Origin of the sequence: Paraburkholderia sp. Cpub6, assembly GCF_014201065.1 — a bacterium.
GTDB classification, from domain to species: Bacteria; Pseudomonadota; Gammaproteobacteria; order Burkholderiales; family Burkholderiaceae; genus Paraburkholderia; species Paraburkholderia tuberum.
Window position 1 is genome coordinate 52,148 of the sequence record NZ_JACHDM010000025.1, and the last position, 16,776, is coordinate 68,923.

The window sequence follows — 16,776 nt, forward strand, 5'->3', positions numbered from 1 at the left end:
GGCAGGCGCGGTCGGATTCGCGATAAAGGTGTCTCCCATTGAGGGAAGCATCAAAAACCTCTGGCAACGCGCGTCCATACTGCCGCCGCGTGGTCGTAAAGAGGCGCGTCAATAAAACACTCGCGTTTGCAAGCGCCCTGACGCACAGACAGTCCCAACAGAGAAGGTCGCCGGCAACGCTACTGGAATTGCCGCCGTAATCGTTGCAAGCTGATCTGATCGCGATCAATGCGCTCGGTCCTGGCAGGTTCAGTCTGTAACCAGCGGCGCTAGCTAGCTAAGTTGCGGCATACGCAGTTCTGCAGTGCTGGGCTGTTACGCTGAATACAATTTTGACGGAGATGTCCCATGAACGCCTGGGGACGCAGGGATGGGCCCAGTATCATCCTCAAGGAGCATCAGCAGCTGACGACGGTGATCGGCGGGATGCTCCAGTTTGTTCGGCTTCGCGAGCAAGATGGCGCTGCACCTGCTTTCGTGGTCTTTCGGTCAATGCTTTACTACGTCCGGGAGTATCCAGAACGTGTTCATCATCCGAAAGAGGAACAGCACCTGTTCATGCGGATACGAGAGCGCACCAATGAACTCAATGACGTTTTGGACGAACTGACTCGTCAACATGCCGAAGGCGAGACGAGGGTTCGGAATCTCGAGCACGCATTAACCCGTTATGAATTGGCAGGGAACTCCGCGCTCGCAGACCTTCGCAGCCAGGTCGAACAATATGCAAGCTTTTGCGCAAATCACCGTCGGATCGAAGAAGAGGTAGTCTTACCCGTCGCCCTGCACGTCCTAACCGCAGACGACTGGGCGGAAATCGATGCGGCGTTCGGCTCGAATCGCGATCCCTTCAAGGGTGTCGAACTGGAAGAGGATCTCGACAAGCTGTTCCACATGATCGTGAACATCATTCGGGAAGTCAGCCACTGAAACTCTGGCGTCTCGCAGAGTTGGCGAGTTGTGGTGCGTACGGGAGATGCCTCTCACAGCGGCCAGTTTGGGTCATCCATCCCGCGGCTTTGGCTGACCGGAATCGATGGAACTTTGGACAGATCTCCTGGCGCTCACTTGGACTAATCGCCCCCTGAGGACGACCTGGTACGTTGCCGCTGTCGTCCCCCCCGTAGACCCGAGCCGGCGTCGCGGTTATAAAATGGAATGCGCGGGCCGAACGCTGCGTGGAAGCAGAAACCAGGTTCGGCGGAGCAATCCTGCGCGGTAAATGATTCGGCTGACAGGCAGGCGCCTTTGCTGAGCAGTCAATGGCCGACTGTATTCCGACAGTCAATTCGAAAACGAATCCGGAGATCGAATTGGAACCGTACAAGCAACTGAGCGGCCTGACCCATGAACTCTTCCGGCAGGTGGTGGAGGCTGCGCCCAACGCCATGGTGATGGCCGACCGCGACGGCCGCATCGTCCTGGTGAATGCACAGACGGAAAAACTCTTCGGCTATTCGCGCGACGAACTACTCGGGTATAGCGTCGATCAACTCGTACCGGAGCGCTTCCGTTCCGCCCATTCGGGATACCGTCGTACGTTCTATGACGACCTGAAGAGTCGCCCGATGGGCATCGGCCGCGACCTCTTCGCTCTGCGCAAGGATGGCTCCGAATTCCCGGTCGAGATTGGACTCAATCCGGTCACGACCAATGAGGGCGTATTCGTCCTGGCGGCCGTTGTCGACATTACCGAGCGCAGACGGCTGGAGGAGCGTTTCCGGCAGGTGGTGGAAGCGGCACCCAATGCGATGGTGATGGTGGAGCGCGAGGGCCGGATTGTTCTCGTGAACGCGCAGACCGAAAAGCTGTTTGGCTATGCACGCGAGGAGCTCTTCGGAAAGACCATCGAGACACTCGTACCTGAGCGCTTCCGTGCCGGCCATCATGGCTATCGGGCCGCGTACTTCGACGACCTGAAACCTCGTTCGATGGGCACCGGCCGCGATCTCTACGGGCTGCGCAAGGATGGTTCGGAATTCCCGGTTGAAATCGGACTCAACCCGGTCCGAACCTCGGAGGAAGTCTTTGTGCTCGCTGCGATCGTCGACATTACGGAGCGCAAGCGTGCGGAACAGGAGCTCGTGAGAAGGACCGAGGAACTGGCCCGTTCCAATCAGGACCTGGAGCAGTTTGCGTATGTGGCTTCCCATGACTTGCAGGAACCGTTGCGCGCCGTCGCAGGCCCACTGCAACTGCTGCAACGCCGATATCAGGGGCAACTGGATGCGCGTGCTGATGAGTTCATTGCGCACGCGGTGGACGGCGCGATCCGAATGCAGACGCTCATCGACGACCTGCTCGCCTATTCCCGTGTAGGCCGATCCGAAGCCGCGCGTCAACTGACCGAATGCGGGAAGGCACTCGATCGGGCCCTGAAAAGCCTGAGCGTCGGCCTCCAGGAGTCTGGCGCGATGATTAGTCGCGCAGACCTGCCCACCGTGATCGCAAATCCCACGCAGCTCACGCTGCTCTTTCAGAATCTGGTGGGAAATGCTCTCAAGTTCCGGCATAGCGACCGCCCTGCGCAGATCAATATCGATGCCGTGCGTCAGGGCGACGATTGGGTAATCTCGGTGAAAGACAACGGGATTGGAATCGATCCCCAATACTTCGAGCGCATTTTTCTGATCTTCCAGCGCCTGCATTCGCGCGTCGAATATCCAGGCACTGGGATAGGACTTGCGCTGTGCAAGCGAATCGTCGGGCAGCATGGTGGCCGCATCTGGGTCGAGTCTGCTCCCGGCAGCGGAACGACGTTCTTTTTCACACTGAATGCCAAGACGGACGGTAGAGTTCAAGCTCAGTCCACTCCGCAGGAGTAGCCAATGCTTTCCGACGCAACGGACGATCTGGTTCACATCCTCCTCGTCGAGGACAGTCCCACGGACGTCATGATGACGCGTGAGGCCCTCGAATACTACAAAGTGCTGAATCCCCTGCACGTCGCGGAAGATGGCGTCGCAGCGATGGAATATGTGCGGCGCGAGGGCAAGCATAGCGCTGCGCCTCGCCCCGGTCTGATCATCCTCGATCTCAATCTCCCCAAAAAGAGCGGGCGGGAAGTGCTCAAGGAGCTGAAGGCAGACCCAGAACTCATGACCATCCCGGTGGTCGTGCTGACCACGTCCAAGTCGGAGGAGGATGTGGCCAGAACCTACGGCCTCCATGCCAACTGCTACATCACCAAGCCCGTTGATTTCGCCAAGTTTGCCGATGTCGTGCGCAGCATCAAGGACTTCTGGTTTAGCGTCGTCACCCTACCTCCCGTCAAGTCATGAATGCGCTTGCCGAAATCGAGATCCTCCTGGTAGAGGACAGCCCAACCGACGCTCTGCTGATCAGCGAGACGCTCACGGATGTGCTGGATTTTCAGCACCAGCTGGCACACACAGAGTGCTTGTCGGACGCGCTTGCGCGCACCCAGACTAGCCATTTCGACGTGGTGCTGCTCGACCTGGGGTTGCCGGACGCACAGGGCCTTGACACATTTAGAACCTTCCACCGGCAGGCGCCCGAGTTGCCAGTGTTGGTTCTCACCGGCCTTGATGACCTGTCGGTCGGCCTGCTGGCGATCCAGGACGGCGCTCAGGATTACCTCTCCAAGCGGGAGATGCGCCCGTCGGAGTTGAGCCGGGTCATCCGATACGCGATTGAACGTCATCGCGCAGCCATGGCGCTCAAAGAAAGCGAGGAGCGGTTTCAGCTTGCGATAAGTGGCGCAACTGCAGGCTTGTGGGACTGGAATCTGCAAACCGATGCAATATATCTTTCGCCTCACTTCAAGGAAATCCTGGGGTATGCCGGCGATGAACTGCCGAATCGAACGCAGCTTTTACTTGAGTCGATTCACCCAGACGACATCGATCGGGTCAAAACCAGCCTCGCGGCGCATCTCGAACGCAAGCGTGCCTACGACGTCGAATATCGAGTACGCACCCGATCTGGCGAGTTCCAGTGGATACACTCTCGCGGCCAGGCGTTGTGGAACCGCGCCGGTGAGCCCTATCGTATGGTTGGCTGGATCATGGACGTGACGGATCGGAAACGGGCGGATGAAGCGCTGCGAGAGTCGCGCGAAGAATTGCAGCACCTCTCGGCGAATATCCAGCACGTTCGCGAGGAGGAAAAAACCCGTATCGCGCGCGAGCTGCACGACGATCTCGGCCAGCAACTGGCTGCATTGAAAATTGAGGTCGCGAGAATCGAAAACCGCGCCGAGGCCGCCATGACGGCATTGGCCGATGCGGATCTGCGCACCATATACGCGTTGATCGATCAGCTCGTTGGGTCCGTGAGGCGAATTGCTGCGGACCTGCGTCCCGCGATGCTGGACGATCTCGGCCTGATCCCGGCCATCGAATGGTTCAGCGACCAGTTCTCGGCGCGGCATGGTGTACGCGTCATCCGTCACATCGGCGCGGACGACATCGACTTCAATGGCGAGAGCGCGTCTGCGGTGTTCCGAGTCGTCCAGGAAGCGATGACCAACGTCGCACGCCATTCAGGCGCGACCGAAGTGACGCTCAAAATCGTGCGAGACGGGCCGAACTGTATCGTCAGCATCATAGACAATGGTCGAGGGTGCTTGAGCGATAGGCGACCTGCAAGGAATTCGTTCGGCTTGTTGGGCATGCGCGAGCGTGCCATAGCGCTCGGCGGCGAATTACGGATTCGGACTGCCCCTGAGCAGGGCTTTGCGTTATCCCTCTCGTTGCCGCTTGCGATGGTCGAGGGCAAAGGACAAAGGTAAGCTGCCCGAGAACGTCAAAGGCGCAGCGGCATCTCCGGTTCGTCGCTTCACCGTGAAAGCGATCGAAACCAGTTTCCCCGGCCGTTCGGAGCCGCTATCCGTTAGAACGGGCCACCGTGATCGGGCGACTTCCGTGCTGCAGCTACGAGTCAGTCTGCGCGGCGTCAGCCCGCCGGTCTGGTGGCGACTCCTGATTCCCGAGCAGATCACGGTTGCGCAACTGCATCGTGTGATGCAACTCGCCATGGGCTCGAACGACGAACACCTGCACCGGTTCGTCATTCGCGGCTGGCGTTACGGCGGACATCGCGACGGCGCGTTGCAGTTCTTCGACGGCCCAGACACCCTGTCGCTAGCGGCGTTTGACTTGCGCGAGCATGAGCGCGTTGCCTACGTGTACGACTTCACCTCGTGATGGTTACATGACGTGCGCGTCGAGCGGCGAGCGTACAACCAGCGGTCAAAGCCACTACCACGCTGTACCGCGGGGGCTGGGCGTTGCCCGCCAGAACACGCCGGCGGTCCCGAGAGATACATGACCGCTCTGGAAGAGCACGGCGAGTACGAGTTTCTCGAATGGGTCGAGACGCTAGGCGAAAACAGGATAGAAGTGAACGATCTGCGCGTGAGGTCGGCGAATGGCTCATCTGGCTGGATCGGTGTATCGAGGGGAAACGCTGCAGCTAGCGCGGCACCCGCTGCGTCATTCGCGCATCGGCGAAACCTTGTGGAGGTGGCCGTGAATGCCCCATCACGAATCCTCGTGGCGTGCAGAAGAACGCCGTCGTGCGCACGCCCGGCGCCACTTTGGCCGCTCCGTAGACGAGCCGCCGCTCGCCGTGCGAGGCAACCTTGCAGGTCAACGTGGCCGTGCCGTCGTCGATCTGGCGCGCTGGTGAACACTTGAAGCGCCCCACCGCGGGTTCGTTTCATTTGTAATTCACGCCGCCGGCACCGAAGCGAAATGCCCGCGAACGAATTCACGCACCTGCGCGAAATGAGTGGCGGCCATGGCAGGAGGCATAGCCGGACCGACTTCGTCGAAATGCAGGTGCCCGATCAGGTCGAAACCGGATGCGCGGAAAACGTGTGTATCCTGCAGCAGCTGCAGCGCTTGCCATCGGCCGTCCGCCACAAAAGAGGCCAACGGTGAGGCGGAGACGGTCACCACGACGGCGCGGCGTCCGGACAGCAGGCCGTGCACGCCGCCCGGTTGCGTCTCATACGAGAAACCTCGGCTGAACACGCGGTCGATGTAGCCTTTCATCATCGCAGGCATCGCCATCCACCAGAGGGGATAAACGACAGTCACGACATCCGCCGCGAGCACGTCTTTCTGCGCGATCAAGACGTCGGCCATGCGAAGGTGCGCGTCGCTTCCCTCGGTCAATTCCTGCGCGGAAAGCACGGGATCGAACCCCATCCGGTACAGGTCGTGAACGCGCACGTCATGACCTATGCGGATCAGTTCCCCAAGGTAGGCGCGCGTCACGCTCATGGTGAAGCTGTCTTCCACCGGATGCGTGACCACGATCAGGTGTTTCTGCATGGCAGGGGCCTTTCAAAAACGCGCCGCGCGGCGTTATTGCGCACGGACGGGATCATCGTGCGCGTCCCGACAGCCACCCGATTGACACAGATCAACAATGCGGGGATTGCGCTGAACGTGCCCAGCGCCCCGGCTCATTCGACAACCAGCCTGCCGACCACGCGCCGCACGCCGGTCGCGCAGCAACCACATCGTGCTGCCCAGCGTCGCCACGCCGTCCTCGACCGTGATAGGGATCGCCCGCGAGCTCCCGCTGCACGCCGCCCGCGAGAGCCGCATAAATGGGCTCGGCAACGTGGGCCACGGCGTCGCTGTTGGGTACGTCGAGCCGGTTGGCCAGCCCATCACGCCGCGCATGTGGCTCGCCACCTTCTCCCCCAGGTTGCGGTGACAAAGCGTGGCGTTCGACTTTTTCCTGGATGTGCGCCAGGCCCGTGGGCCGATAGACGGATCGCACCGGTCACTGTGCCCGCAGTCGTGCGAGACGGGACTGCAGTTCGACAAGCGGTTCGACCGCGGTCTGCACGGCACCGGCATAGACTGAACCGTCGCCGCTATCCAAGGTTAGGATGTCCCCCTCACACATCCACGTTTCCCCGATCTGCAACCTACGGGTCGGCTCTTCGAGCCGCAGCGTCGTGCAGCCCACCAGACAGACCTTGCCAAGCTGCCGCGCCACGACAGCCGCATGCGAAGTCCGCGCGCCCCGCTGCGTCAGCAGTCCGGACGCAATGTCGAGAGCAGCGATGTCCTCGGTCTCGGCGTCGCGGCGCACCAGGATCACAGCCGCACCAGCGGCGTGGCGTTCGCGCGCGCGCCTCGTCAAGCGCAATTTCGCCCATCGCCACTCCGCTCGTCGCGCTCGCAGCGTGTGCCAGCGGGATCAGCGAGCGACCATCAGGCGCCGCAATACATGTACGCACCAAAGCCGCGGGACTAAGCTCCGTGGTGCGTTCACGAGCGGTGGCCGCGGTGATGATGCCTTCGTCGAGCATGTCCAGCGCAATCCGCGCGGCCGCTTCCGGCGTGCGCTTGCCATTGCGGGTTTGCAGCATATAGAGGCAACCATCCTGCACTGTGAACTCGAAGTCCTGCATGTCGCCGAACTCCCGCTCAAGCGTTGCCGCCGCGTCCCGTAGTGACGCCCAGACAACCGGCATGGTCCGGGCTAGTTCCTGATGGCCTCGGGCGCTACGTCTGCCGGACACGACGTCTTCACCCTGAGCATTAAACAGGAAATCCACCCAGAGATTCGGCTCGCCGTTGACAGGATCGCGCGTAAACCCAACGCCGGCGCCCGAACGACCGCCGGCATTGCCAAACACCATTGCCTGTATCGTTACGGCCGTTCCGATCGCATCACTGATACCGCATCGGCTTCGGTACGCGACGGCTTTCGGCAACTGCCAGCTTCGGAGCACTACGCCTATCGCGCCCGCCAGTTGATGCTGCGGATTCTGTGGAAACGGCTGACCGCTTGCGCGCTCGTAGACGGCAAGGCAACGATGCGTGAGTTCGCGTAGTTCGGCAAAATCGAGCGTCTGTTCGTCGCGCTTGCCGGCAATCGCCTCGCGTTCAGTTTCGAAGACTTTCGCAGGGACATTTGCGACCAGTTCTCCATAGCTCGCAACGAGCCTGCTATAGGTGTCCCAGACAAGCCGCGGATTGCCGGTCTGACGCAACAACCCTGCAATCGTCGCATCGCAGAGCCCGATGTTGAGCAGCGTGTCCATCATGCCCGGCATCGAAACGGGCGCCCCGGAACGCACCGAGAGAAGGAGCGGCTGTCTCGTATCACCGAGGCGCTTGCCGGTTGTCTGCTCGAGTTCCTGAAGTGCACTGCCCCACACTGCGTTCGAGGTTGAGGCTTTTCGCAGGTCAGCGTCCCTGCAGTAGTGCGTACCGAGCACGAATGCCGGCGGCACGGGAAGGCCAAGATTAGCCATGCGTGCAAGATTGTGGGCCTTGAAGCCGATCTCATCCGTCGACACACGCGCCGGGTCCACGTTAGCGGACTGCGCCGCTTTGCAGCCGATCAGATAGACGCTTTCACACAGCGGTGGCGTACCATGAAATGCACGTTCATTCATGCGCTTGCTCCTGCCTTGCCGAAAGCAACATCGCGCAGCGCATACCCCGCAACAAGCAGACGATCCGACGCCGTTTCCAGCGTGGTAGCCAGATCATTCGCGAGCATCAGTGTAGGCGCATCGAGCACCACGGCGAGAATTGCGCGCCGGGCAGCACGCAGCAATTCATCACACTGGCGTTCAGAGCGCAAAACGTTCCATAACGCCGCGAGGAAACTGTCAGTGTCCAACGTGTCACTTGAATCGCCGAGACACCGCGCGATGGATAGCGCCTTCACGTGCTCTTGCGTCGCCAGCAACACGGTTTGCGCAAGACGCGATAACGCGCTTCTGACGTCGTCGTCCCAATCGCGCTGATGACCTTCGGCGATCAAGGACATCAGAAACGCTGCTTCTTCCAGAGCGTCGGCAACGTCATCGGAAAGTTCAAGCAAATGCGCGAATGGCTGCCAGCGTGGTTGCCGGTGGGCTTGCTCACGCGCGCGCATCACCAGATGGTCTGCCTGCCGCTCCCACACTTTGGCTCTCGACGCCAGCGCACGCACCGCGTCTGCGTCCGCCCCGGCCGCCACGTCATGCATCAGCCCGTCGGATACCGTTTGCGCCAACGCATTGCAGTAGGCCGCGTGTTCCTCAAGCAATTCGAATTCGCTGCTGCGCTGGCGCACCCTCCTGGCAAGTAGCAGGCGGGTCTCATCTGCAACGAGTGCCACGGGGTGCCCACCGAGGAGCACGCGACTGGCGGTTTGCAGAACGTCGACCAGAAATGCTTTCGCGTCGGCGGCTCCCAGTATTGCATCGAGCCGGTCACCGATCCGGAATACACCTTGTCCCACATCCTGCATGGCCGCGTAAATCAGCGCTTCGCCGCCCGCCTTCAACCACCCTATGTGCCCAGCCTCGCTTTGCGCGGATTCGATCAGCACTGCGACTGCCGTGTCCTTGTCGACAAAAGGCAGTAGCCGTTTGCGTGCCCTGTTCCAGTCAATGAGGAACACGATGCGCGAGCCGATGCTTTCCAGGGTCGCATCGAGAGCCGGTTCGTCAACGCAATCAAAGCGCGCGGTGCCGAACGTGTAAGCAGCGCCCTCGTTGAGACTGGCCTCCACCTTCGATTGCACCCCCGTCCAGTGCGCCCCAAGGGGGGCAAGAAGGGTCTGGAGGAATTCAAAACGTTGCCGGTGGAGATCGGTATAGCTCAGCGTGACTGTCTGGCCCTCGATCTGAATGACCAGCACATGCGCGTCATTGGTGCCGATGTCGTTCTGCAGCAGTACCCGGTCACCGTCGCGTGTGGCAGCTGTCTCGAGTCCTGGGTGATCGAACTTCAACCGCGCCGTACGGTTCAACCCACGCATGAACGCGATGATGAATCTGCGGTCGGCCGGCTGCAGTTGCCATACATGCGCGCCATCGACTTCTTCGCTTGAAAGCGAGCCAGCCAGCTTGTTTAATGCGCGATGCAGATCCATTACGAGCCAGTGGAAGCCGTCCGCGCCGGCGCCATTGCGGCCGCGCGTCAGCGCCTGCAACTGGGCGCGGCTGATCCGCTCGCCCCCCAGTGATTCCAGTTCGGCTTGCCAGCGTTGAATACGATCTCGCAGAGCCGGCACGTCATAATCCGATCCACGCAGCGGCTTTGCCATCGTAGCGAGATCTTCGCCAAGTCGTTGCATGAGACGACGCAGATCCGGCACAAGCAGTTCGTCGTTGACGAGCGATGAACCGCCCGGCATGTCTCGAAGCCAGGGAACATCGACATGTGCAGCCGCCAGTTCCGCGCTCAGATCCAGCGCGTCGGTGTTGGCATCATCGGCGTGCGCCGATGCAGCCTGAAGCACGCTCAGATAAAGCTTCAAGCGGTCGTTGGCAGCGAGCGCCGCCCGGATCCAGCCTGGCAGCAGCAAGCTGCGCTCTCCCAGCACATTGATCGCCTCGGTCTTTTCCATGGTGACTACCCGCGGTAAGCGAATCAGTCCAGTCTCGATCGTCAATATGACGTTTCTTTGACAGCGAAGGCGATTCAGCGAGCTGATTGACCTGCATCAACTGTTGGTCGATGCAGTCGGCGCCTGATTGCGTAAGGAACTATCACTGATGCTGCGGCATGGCGCCAGACAGTACCTGCCGCCCCTTGATTATCGAGCCACCGACCGACGGGGACGGAACGTCGCCCGATCAGAAACGAGCGTGATCATGATGTTTGTAGGCGGCAAGCGTGGCTTGCACACAATCGCTCCGTTTTTGAGCCGGTTAGGACGTTCGTCCCGTACCGTGGTCCAGCCTTCCACGGCGAGCGCGGAAACACTCACCGAATTTTCGCAGCTTACGCCTGACGAAGCGCTGGGACGGCTACACAGCACGGCCTCCGGCCTCGACGCTGATGAAGCACTGCGCCGCTTGCGCACCTATGGCCCAAACCTGGTCGTTCACGAGGCACGTCATAGCATCATCGGTGAGCTGAGCAGCAGGACGATCAATCCCCTGAATCTGCTACTTATATCGCTCGCCACAGTGGCATACACGCTCGGTGACCCGCGTGCAGCAATCATGATCGCGGTTATGGTCATCCTCAGCATTTCACTGGGGTTTGTCCAGGAACACCGCTCCAACAAGGCCGCAGACGCGCTTCGCAGGATGGTGCGAACGACCGCTACCGTCATCCGGCGCGCGAGGCAAGGCGCTGCGACTCACGTCGATGTCCCGATCGAACAGCTCGTTCCCGGCGATGTGATTCATCTATCGGCTGGAGATCTGGTTCCTACTGACTTACGACTGATTTCCGCACGCGATCTGTTCGTCAATCAGTCAGCGCTCACGGGCGAAGCCATGCCGGTCGAGAAAACGTCCCATGCTCACGCGGCACCCATCGACTCTCATTTCGAGTTACCCAACATCTGCTTTATGGGCAGTGCAATCGTAAGTGGCGCGGGCTGCGGGGTTGTCGTGTTGACGGGAGCGACGACAATTTTCGGCCGCATCGCCGACGTAATTGCCGCACAGCGAGTGGAGACCAGCTTCGACAGGGGTGTGACGCGATTCACCTGGATGATGATCCGATTCATTCTGATCATGGTTCCTCTGGTGTTCGTCATTAACGGCCTGACCAAAGGCAACTGGTTTGACGCGTTGCTTTTCGCTGTCGCCGTCGCCGTGGGACTCACACCCGAGATGCTCCCCATGATCGTGACAGTCAATCTTGCCAAAGGGGCGATCGACATGTCGCGGAAAAAAGTCATCGTGAAGCGGTTGAACGCAATCCAGAATTTTGGGGCATTGGATGTGCTATGCACTGACAAGACAGGAACGCTTACGCAGGATCACATCATCTTAAAGCGTCATCTCGACATTCAAGGCAATGAATCGGACCAGGTTCTCGAATATGCGTACCTCAACAGCGTCCACCAGTCAGGACTTAAAAATCTCCTCGACGTTGCTGTGCTGAAGCATGTCGAGCTCCACGAGCAGCTAAGGGTACACGAACAGTACGTAAAGATCGACGAAATGCCGTTCGATTTCGAGCGCCGCCGCATGTCCGTCATACTCGCACGCGATGGCGGCGAGCACATCATGATCTGCAAGGGCGCTGTCGAGGAAATCTTCTCCGTTTGCTCCCGCTACGCCATCGACGGAGCGACAAACACGCTCGACGAAAGCCACTACGCGACGACGAAGAAAATCACCGACGCCCTCAACTCGGATGGTTTTCGCGTGGTAGCCGTCGCTTATAAGGTGATGCCGCCGAATCAAACGGCTTATTCACTTGCCGACGAAACCGATCTGACATTGCTTGGGTTCATCGCATTCCTCGATCCGCCAAAAGAAACAGCCGCGGCGGCCATCGCGGCATTAAAGGAAAAAGGTGTGCAGGTGAAGATTCTCACGGGTGACAATGACATTGTCACCCGGAAGATCTGTCATGAAGTGGGAATCTCCGTGGATCGGATCGTGCTCGGCAAGGAACTGGACGCGCTCCCGCCTGCTGAACTCGCGGACGTGGCGGAGGCGGTATCCGTCTTTGCGAAGCTATCGCCCTCGCAGAAGGCCACTATCGTCGACGCCCTGCATACGAAGGGACACGTGGTGGGATTTCTTGGCGATGGCATCAACGACGGTCCCGCGCTCAAAGCCGCTGACGTCGGCGTGTCAGTCGATAGCGCTGTCGACATAGCCAGGGACTCCGCCGACATCATCCTTCTTGAAAAAAGCCTTGCCGTACTGGCTGATGGCGTGCTGGAAGGAAGGAAAGTGTTTGGCAACATCACCAAATACATCAAGATGGGGGCGAGCTCGAATTTCGGCAACATGTTCAGCGTGCTCGGCGCCAGCATCATTCTGCCATTCCTGCCAATGGCACCGATTCAGGTACTCACCAACAACCTGCTTTACGACTTTTCGCAAACCGCCATACCGACAGATAACGTCGACCCGGAATATCTCAGCATGCCGCGTCGATGGGACCTCGGAAACATTGTGAAGTTCATGCTCCTGATAGGCCCGATCAGTTCCATATTCGATTATGTGACGTACTTCACGATGCTGTACTTTTTCCATGCAGGGCATAAACCAGGTCTGTTCCAAACCGGATGGTTCGTCGAGTCTCTCCTTACCCAGACGCTGATCATCCACATCATCCGCACGGCAAAAGTGCCGTTTCTCGAGAGTCGAGCGAGTCCGGCACTGATCGCGACGAGCCTCGTCATTGCCACTGCGGGCATTGCGTTGCCTTTCACATCGCTAGGCGACGTTCTAGGATTTACCCCGCTGCCGTGGGCGTATTGGCCCGCCCTGGCGTTGATTCTGCTCAGCTACGCCGCATTGACCCATTTGATGAAAACGTGGTTTGTCCGACGTTTTGGATTGAGCTAGGTGCACGGTCCCGATGGTGTCCAAGCGTTATTCATGCACGCGCTGCCACGACCAACGCCGTCTGCTGACGAAGTCCGGATTTTCGCGTGAGTCCGACGTCATTTCGGTGCTCGATTATTCGGAAGGTTTTGGGCACACCGATCTTTGCACGTGCAAATCTGCTTCAGGATCGTAAACGTAAAACTTTATGAGGCGGTGCTCACATGACCGGCCACAGATGGGTAGCGTGCGCCGAAGCGGGCTGCCTTTATGGGGTAAGACGACGCGCAAGGACAATACGTTGTCCAGCAGCGAGTTCCACTGGGATGAACTGGCCAATGAATATCGCTGTCCTACCGGGCACGCACTACGCAGTGATCGGCGCAAATTCAGGAATCCGCGCTCGCGCGTTACGAAGGCTGACACGATCATCTATCGGGCAAGCCAGCTCGACTGCGAGAGCTGTTCGATGAAGGACCGCTGCTGTCCGAATACACCTCTCCGCAAGATCGCCCGCAGCATCCATGAAGCTGCGCGTGAGGAAACGAGGCGTATTGCGAAGACGCCTGAATACAAGCGACCTTGCCGTGAGCGAAAGAAGGTGGAAATGCTCTTTGCCCATCTCAAACGCATCCTGAAACTGGACCGTTTGCGACTGCGAGGTCCAGGCGGTGCTCATGATGAGTTCCTGATGGCAGCGACTGCGCAAAACCTGCGAAGAATGGCCAAGCGGTTCATGTCAGGATGCAAGCAGATGAACCAGGCAGTTGCATGACGAAAAATGAGGATCGTTGCCTCGCCCTAGTTCACCGCTTCGCCGATCGTCACAACTCGATAACGTCATGCCAACTCCAACGCCCTGATCCAAAACAAGACTTTTTCAACACAATCAGTACGACATGAACCCCTCGGAGTATCGTTCGCTCCCAAGGTGTAGTCGCGCGTAACAGCCATTAGCTATCGAAGCTCTCCCGCAACCTCTTCTTGTCCAGCTTGCCCACACTGGTTTTCTCCAGCGCATCGACGAACTTCACGACCTGTGGCACCGCGTATCTGGAAAGCCGCCCGTTCTCGCTAAAGGCCAGCACGTGCTGCCGGATCTCATCTTCCGTCACCGGCGCAGTACCGTCCTTGCGTAGTACGACCAGGGCGGCAGGACGCTCACCCCACTTGTCGTCCTTGATACCGATGACTGCGACCTCCGCCACCGCCGGATGCGTGGAGATCAGACTCTCGATTTCCAGCGACGATATCCATTCGCCGCCCGACTTGATTACATCCTTGATTCGATCCGTGATCTTCAGAAAGCCGTCCGGGTCGATGCGGGCGATATCCTGAGTGTGCAGGTAACCGCCCTCCCACAAGCGCGCGGACGCATCCGGATTGTTTAGATAACCTTGTGTGAGCCACGGCGCGCGCACGACGACTTCGCCGCTCGCATTGTCGTCGCGCGGTACATCCTGCATGTTTTCGTCGACTATGCGCAACTCGACGAGCGGCACCGGTAGTCCGGTTTTGCAACGCAAACCGATTGCTTCGTCCGTGCTGAGCGGCTTACTGTGCGGCTTCAACTGCGCAAGCGTGAGAACCGGGCAACTTTCAGACATTCCATACCCTGTAAACACGTCAATGCCGCGCGCCAGCGCCGAGCGCGCAAGGCCGTGCGAAAGTGGCCCACCGCCGATGACGACCTTCCACCTGCTGAAATCGGTCAATCGCGCTTCAGGGCAACTCAGCAGCATGTGCAGAATCGTGCCGACGCAATGCGAGAACGTCACGCCTTCGGCGTGCATGAGCTTCACTATGTGCTCGGGCACGTACCGTCCCGGGTAAACCTGCTTCACGCCCATCAATGTCGCGATGTACGGCATGCCCCATGCGTGGACGTGAAACATCGGTGTGAGCGGCATGTAGACGTCGCCGCGATGAAAGCGTTGGCCGGACTCGGGACTCGCGAGCGCCGCCATCACGCTGACGCTATGTAGCACGAGTTGCCGATGCGAAAAATAGACGCCCTTGGGCAGTCCCGTCGTGCCTGTCGTGTAAAACGTCGTGGCGCGCGTATTTTCGTCAAAGTCGGGAAAATCGTAGTATTGCGGGCTCGCTGCGAGAAGTGCCTCGTACTCGTGCGCGAACACTGTCGCTCCTGTCGCCGCTCCGATACCTTCGTCGTCGATAAGCACGAAGGTGCGCACCGTTTCCAGTTTGTCATGAAGCGACTCGATGATCGGCAGAAAATCGGTATGAACGAGCAGCACGTCGGCACCCGCGTGATTGATCGTGTACGCGATCTCGGCCGGCGAGAGCCGTACATTCACGGTCTGCAGGACAGCACCCATCATCGGAACCGCGAAATAGCATTCGAGATAGCGATGACTGTCCCAATCCATCACGGCGACGGTCATGCCATGCTGTACGCCGAGCCTTTGCAGTCCGTTAGCCAACTGTGCGATACGTTTCTCCAGTTGCGCGTAGGTCAAGCGCAGCCCTCCCTGATAGACGATCTCCTGATCCGGTGCGTGAATCAGAGGTGTTTGCAACAGTCGCTTGATCAACAGCGGGTATGTATATGAAGACAGCGTGGGCTGGTTCACCTCGTCGTGCATCGCATTCTCCATAGTTTCATAGCATCGTCTGTCCCCACGTGAGCGGGGCGTTAAAGGCCACATGCAATATCACGTATCGCACATGTGCACGTCACTGTTCGTCTTGTGTCGCGGGCATACCGGCCTCCCCCGCATTGACAACTGCGACAGAGCTGGACAGCGGCATCAACGGTATCGAGATCGTCAGAACCGGTAGCCAACCGAAACGAAGGTGACAATCGGATTGATCTTTACCTTGGTCGAACTGGAAACCGTACCGAGGGACGACCGGGTCGTGAGCGTGGCTTTGGTCGACAGCCAGACGTACGAAGCCGAAACGCCGACCGACCAGTGCGAGTCGATGTTGTACGTCAATCCCGCGTTAATGACTGGCGCAAGCGATTTGCTGAGCGATGCTGACGTCGGCCCTTCCAGATGCGTGCCGAGTGTCGGGGAATAGAGGAATTGCCCCGTGGCGACCGGACTGTTCAACTCGATGTTTTTGAACCAGACATAAGATAGGCCCGCGCCCAGGTACGGACGCAATCGTGCATTAGGCGCACCAAAATGATATTGCGCCAGGATCGCCGGACTCCAGACGCGCGCACTACCCATTTCTCCGAGCCCGGAAAGCGAACCCGTTCCGCTCAGGCTCAATTTCGGCGGCACGCCCAGAATCGTCTCGATCGCGACATGGTCCGTCACGAAGTATGTCGCCGTGAGTGAGAAGGTATCGGCGTCGGACACCGAGGTACCACTCCCGGGAACCGTGGCCGAGCGGCCGAGCGCATTGACAGTCATAGGTTGACTCGAGTCTTGTGGCGAGAGGTGCATCCACCCCGCGTTGATGGTCCACTGACCCGCCGATTGAGCATTTGCTGCCGAAATCGCCGAGAGTGACAAAAGAATAGCCACACCGGTCTGTTTCATGTCGTCTCCGATATCTTATGT

The 16,776-nt window shown here is 59.3% G+C and carries 11 protein-coding genes and 3 pseudogenes; 7 read left to right on the top strand and 7 right to left on the bottom strand.

Annotated elements, in window-relative coordinates; all coding sequences use genetic code 11:
- Positions 1 to 348 precede the first annotated feature (348 nt).
- The 5 genes and pseudogenes from HDG33_RS29665 to HDG33_RS38125 form a co-directional block, all read left to right on the top strand.
- Positions 349 to 930 carry a hemerythrin domain-containing protein gene (locus tag HDG33_RS29665; protein WP_184037700.1) on the top strand — a complete coding sequence of 194 codons (582 nt, stop codon included), beginning with the start codon at positions 349 to 351 and terminating at the stop codon, positions 928 to 930.
- 332 nt (positions 931 to 1,262) lie between these two features.
- Complete coding sequence (locus HDG33_RS29670; RefSeq protein ID WP_184037702.1) at positions 1,263 to 2,825, top strand: PAS domain S-box protein; 1,563 nt, start codon at positions 1,263 to 1,265, stop codon at positions 2,823 to 2,825.
- Between the two features lie 3 nt (positions 2,826 to 2,828).
- Positions 2,829 to 3,281 carry a response regulator gene (locus HDG33_RS29675; protein ID WP_184037705.1) on the top strand — a complete coding sequence of 151 codons (453 nt, stop codon included), beginning with the start codon at positions 2,829 to 2,831 and terminating at the stop codon, positions 3,279 to 3,281.
- The gene (locus HDG33_RS29680) at positions 3,278 to 4,753 is read left to right on the top strand and encodes a PAS domain-containing protein (RefSeq protein ID WP_184037707.1); all 1,476 of its coding nucleotides are present in this window, start codon (positions 3,278 to 3,280) and stop codon (positions 4,751 to 4,753) included. The genes HDG33_RS29675 and HDG33_RS29680 overlap by 4 nt, the downstream gene beginning before the upstream one ends.
- A 133-nt stretch (positions 4,754 to 4,886) precedes the next feature.
- A pseudogene (locus tag HDG33_RS38125) lies at positions 4,887 to 5,276 on the top strand (plasmid pRiA4b ORF-3 family protein); the annotation flags it as partial.
- A gap of 160 nt (positions 5,277 to 5,436) precedes the next feature.
- Here the strand turns inward: HDG33_RS38125 and HDG33_RS38130 are convergent.
- From HDG33_RS38130 to HDG33_RS29705, 5 genes and pseudogenes are all read right to left on the bottom strand, one after another.
- Entirely contained in the window at positions 5,437 to 5,670 is a 234-nt protein-coding gene (locus HDG33_RS38130) for a hypothetical protein (RefSeq protein ID WP_311548398.1), read from the bottom strand.
- Positions 5,671 to 5,693: 23 nt separating this feature from the next.
- Positions 5,694 to 6,302, bottom strand: coding sequence for an NAD(P)H-dependent oxidoreductase (locus tag HDG33_RS29695; RefSeq protein WP_184037713.1), 609 nt, complete (start codon positions 6,300 to 6,302; stop codon positions 5,694 to 5,696).
- 460 nt (positions 6,303 to 6,762) lie between these two features.
- On the bottom strand, positions 6,763 to 7,086 hold the full coding sequence (locus tag HDG33_RS37685; protein WP_184037715.1) for a PEP-utilizing enzyme: 324 nt from the start codon (positions 7,084 to 7,086) through the stop codon (positions 6,763 to 6,765).
- Positions 7,087 to 7,345: 259 nt separating this feature from the next.
- Positions 7,346 to 8,392: pseudogene (locus HDG33_RS37690) on the bottom strand (PEP/pyruvate-binding domain-containing protein); the annotation flags it as partial.
- Positions 8,389 to 10,341, bottom strand: a complete 1,953-nt coding sequence (locus tag HDG33_RS29705) for a phosphate transport regulator (RefSeq protein WP_184037718.1) — start codon at positions 10,339 to 10,341, stop codon at positions 8,389 to 8,391. The gene HDG33_RS29705 and the pseudogene HDG33_RS37690, both read right to left, overlap by 4 nt.
- A 247-nt stretch (positions 10,342 to 10,588) precedes the next feature.
- Here HDG33_RS29705 and mgtA point away from each other — a divergent pair, with 247 nt between their 5' ends.
- Both mgtA and HDG33_RS29715 read left to right on the top strand, forming a co-directional pair.
- Positions 10,589 to 13,261, top strand: coding sequence for a magnesium-translocating P-type ATPase (gene mgtA / locus HDG33_RS29710; RefSeq protein ID WP_184037721.1), 2,673 nt, complete (start codon positions 10,589 to 10,591; stop codon positions 13,259 to 13,261).
- Positions 13,262 to 13,502: 241 nt separating this feature from the next.
- A pseudogene (locus tag HDG33_RS29715) lies at positions 13,503 to 14,015 on the top strand (transposase); the annotation flags it as partial.
- A 178-nt stretch (positions 14,016 to 14,193) separates the two neighbouring features.
- On the opposite strand, the gene HDG33_RS29720 reads toward HDG33_RS29715, so the two are convergent.
- Both HDG33_RS29720 and HDG33_RS29725 read right to left on the bottom strand, forming a co-directional pair.
- Positions 14,194 to 15,846: a fatty acid--CoA ligase gene (locus tag HDG33_RS29720; RefSeq protein WP_221311583.1), complete on the bottom strand. Its 1,653-nt coding sequence runs from the start codon at positions 15,844 to 15,846 to the stop codon at positions 14,194 to 14,196.
- Positions 15,847 to 16,029: 183 nt separating this feature from the next.
- A complete protein-coding gene (locus HDG33_RS29725) occupies positions 16,030 to 16,755 on the bottom strand; it encodes an OmpW family protein (protein WP_184037727.1) in 726 nt (241 codons plus the stop codon).
- Positions 16,756 to 16,776 lie beyond the last annotated feature (21 nt).

Bases quoted from the DNA above. Each gene is read 5' to 3' on its own strand.
- HDG33_RS29695 (WP_184037713.1), bottom strand. From the start codon at position 6,302: ATGCAGAAACACCTGATCGTGGTCACGCATCCGGTGGAAGACAGCTTC.
- HDG33_RS29675 (WP_184037705.1), top strand. From the start codon at position 2,829: ATGCTTTCCGACGCAACGGACGATCTGGTTCACATCCTCCTCGTCGAG.
- HDG33_RS29705 (WP_184037718.1), bottom strand. From the start codon at position 10,341: ATGGAAAAGACCGAGGCGATCAATGTGCTGGGAGAGCGCAGCTTGCTG.
- HDG33_RS29665 (WP_184037700.1), top strand. From the start codon at position 349: ATGAACGCCTGGGGACGCAGGGATGGGCCCAGTATCATCCTCAAGGAG.
- HDG33_RS29720 (WP_221311583.1), bottom strand. From the start codon at position 15,846: ATGCACGACGAGGTGAACCAGCCCACGCTGTCTTCATATACATACCCG.
- HDG33_RS29670 (WP_184037702.1), top strand. From the start codon at position 1,263: ATGGCCGACTGTATTCCGACAGTCAATTCGAAAACGAATCCGGAGATC.
- mgtA (WP_184037721.1), top strand. From the start codon at position 10,589: ATGATGTTTGTAGGCGGCAAGCGTGGCTTGCACACAATCGCTCCGTTT.
- HDG33_RS29725 (WP_184037727.1), bottom strand. From the start codon at position 16,755: ATGAAACAGACCGGTGTGGCTATTCTTTTGTCACTCTCGGCGATTTCG.
- HDG33_RS29680 (WP_184037707.1), top strand. From the start codon at position 3,278: ATGAATGCGCTTGCCGAAATCGAGATCCTCCTGGTAGAGGACAGCCCA.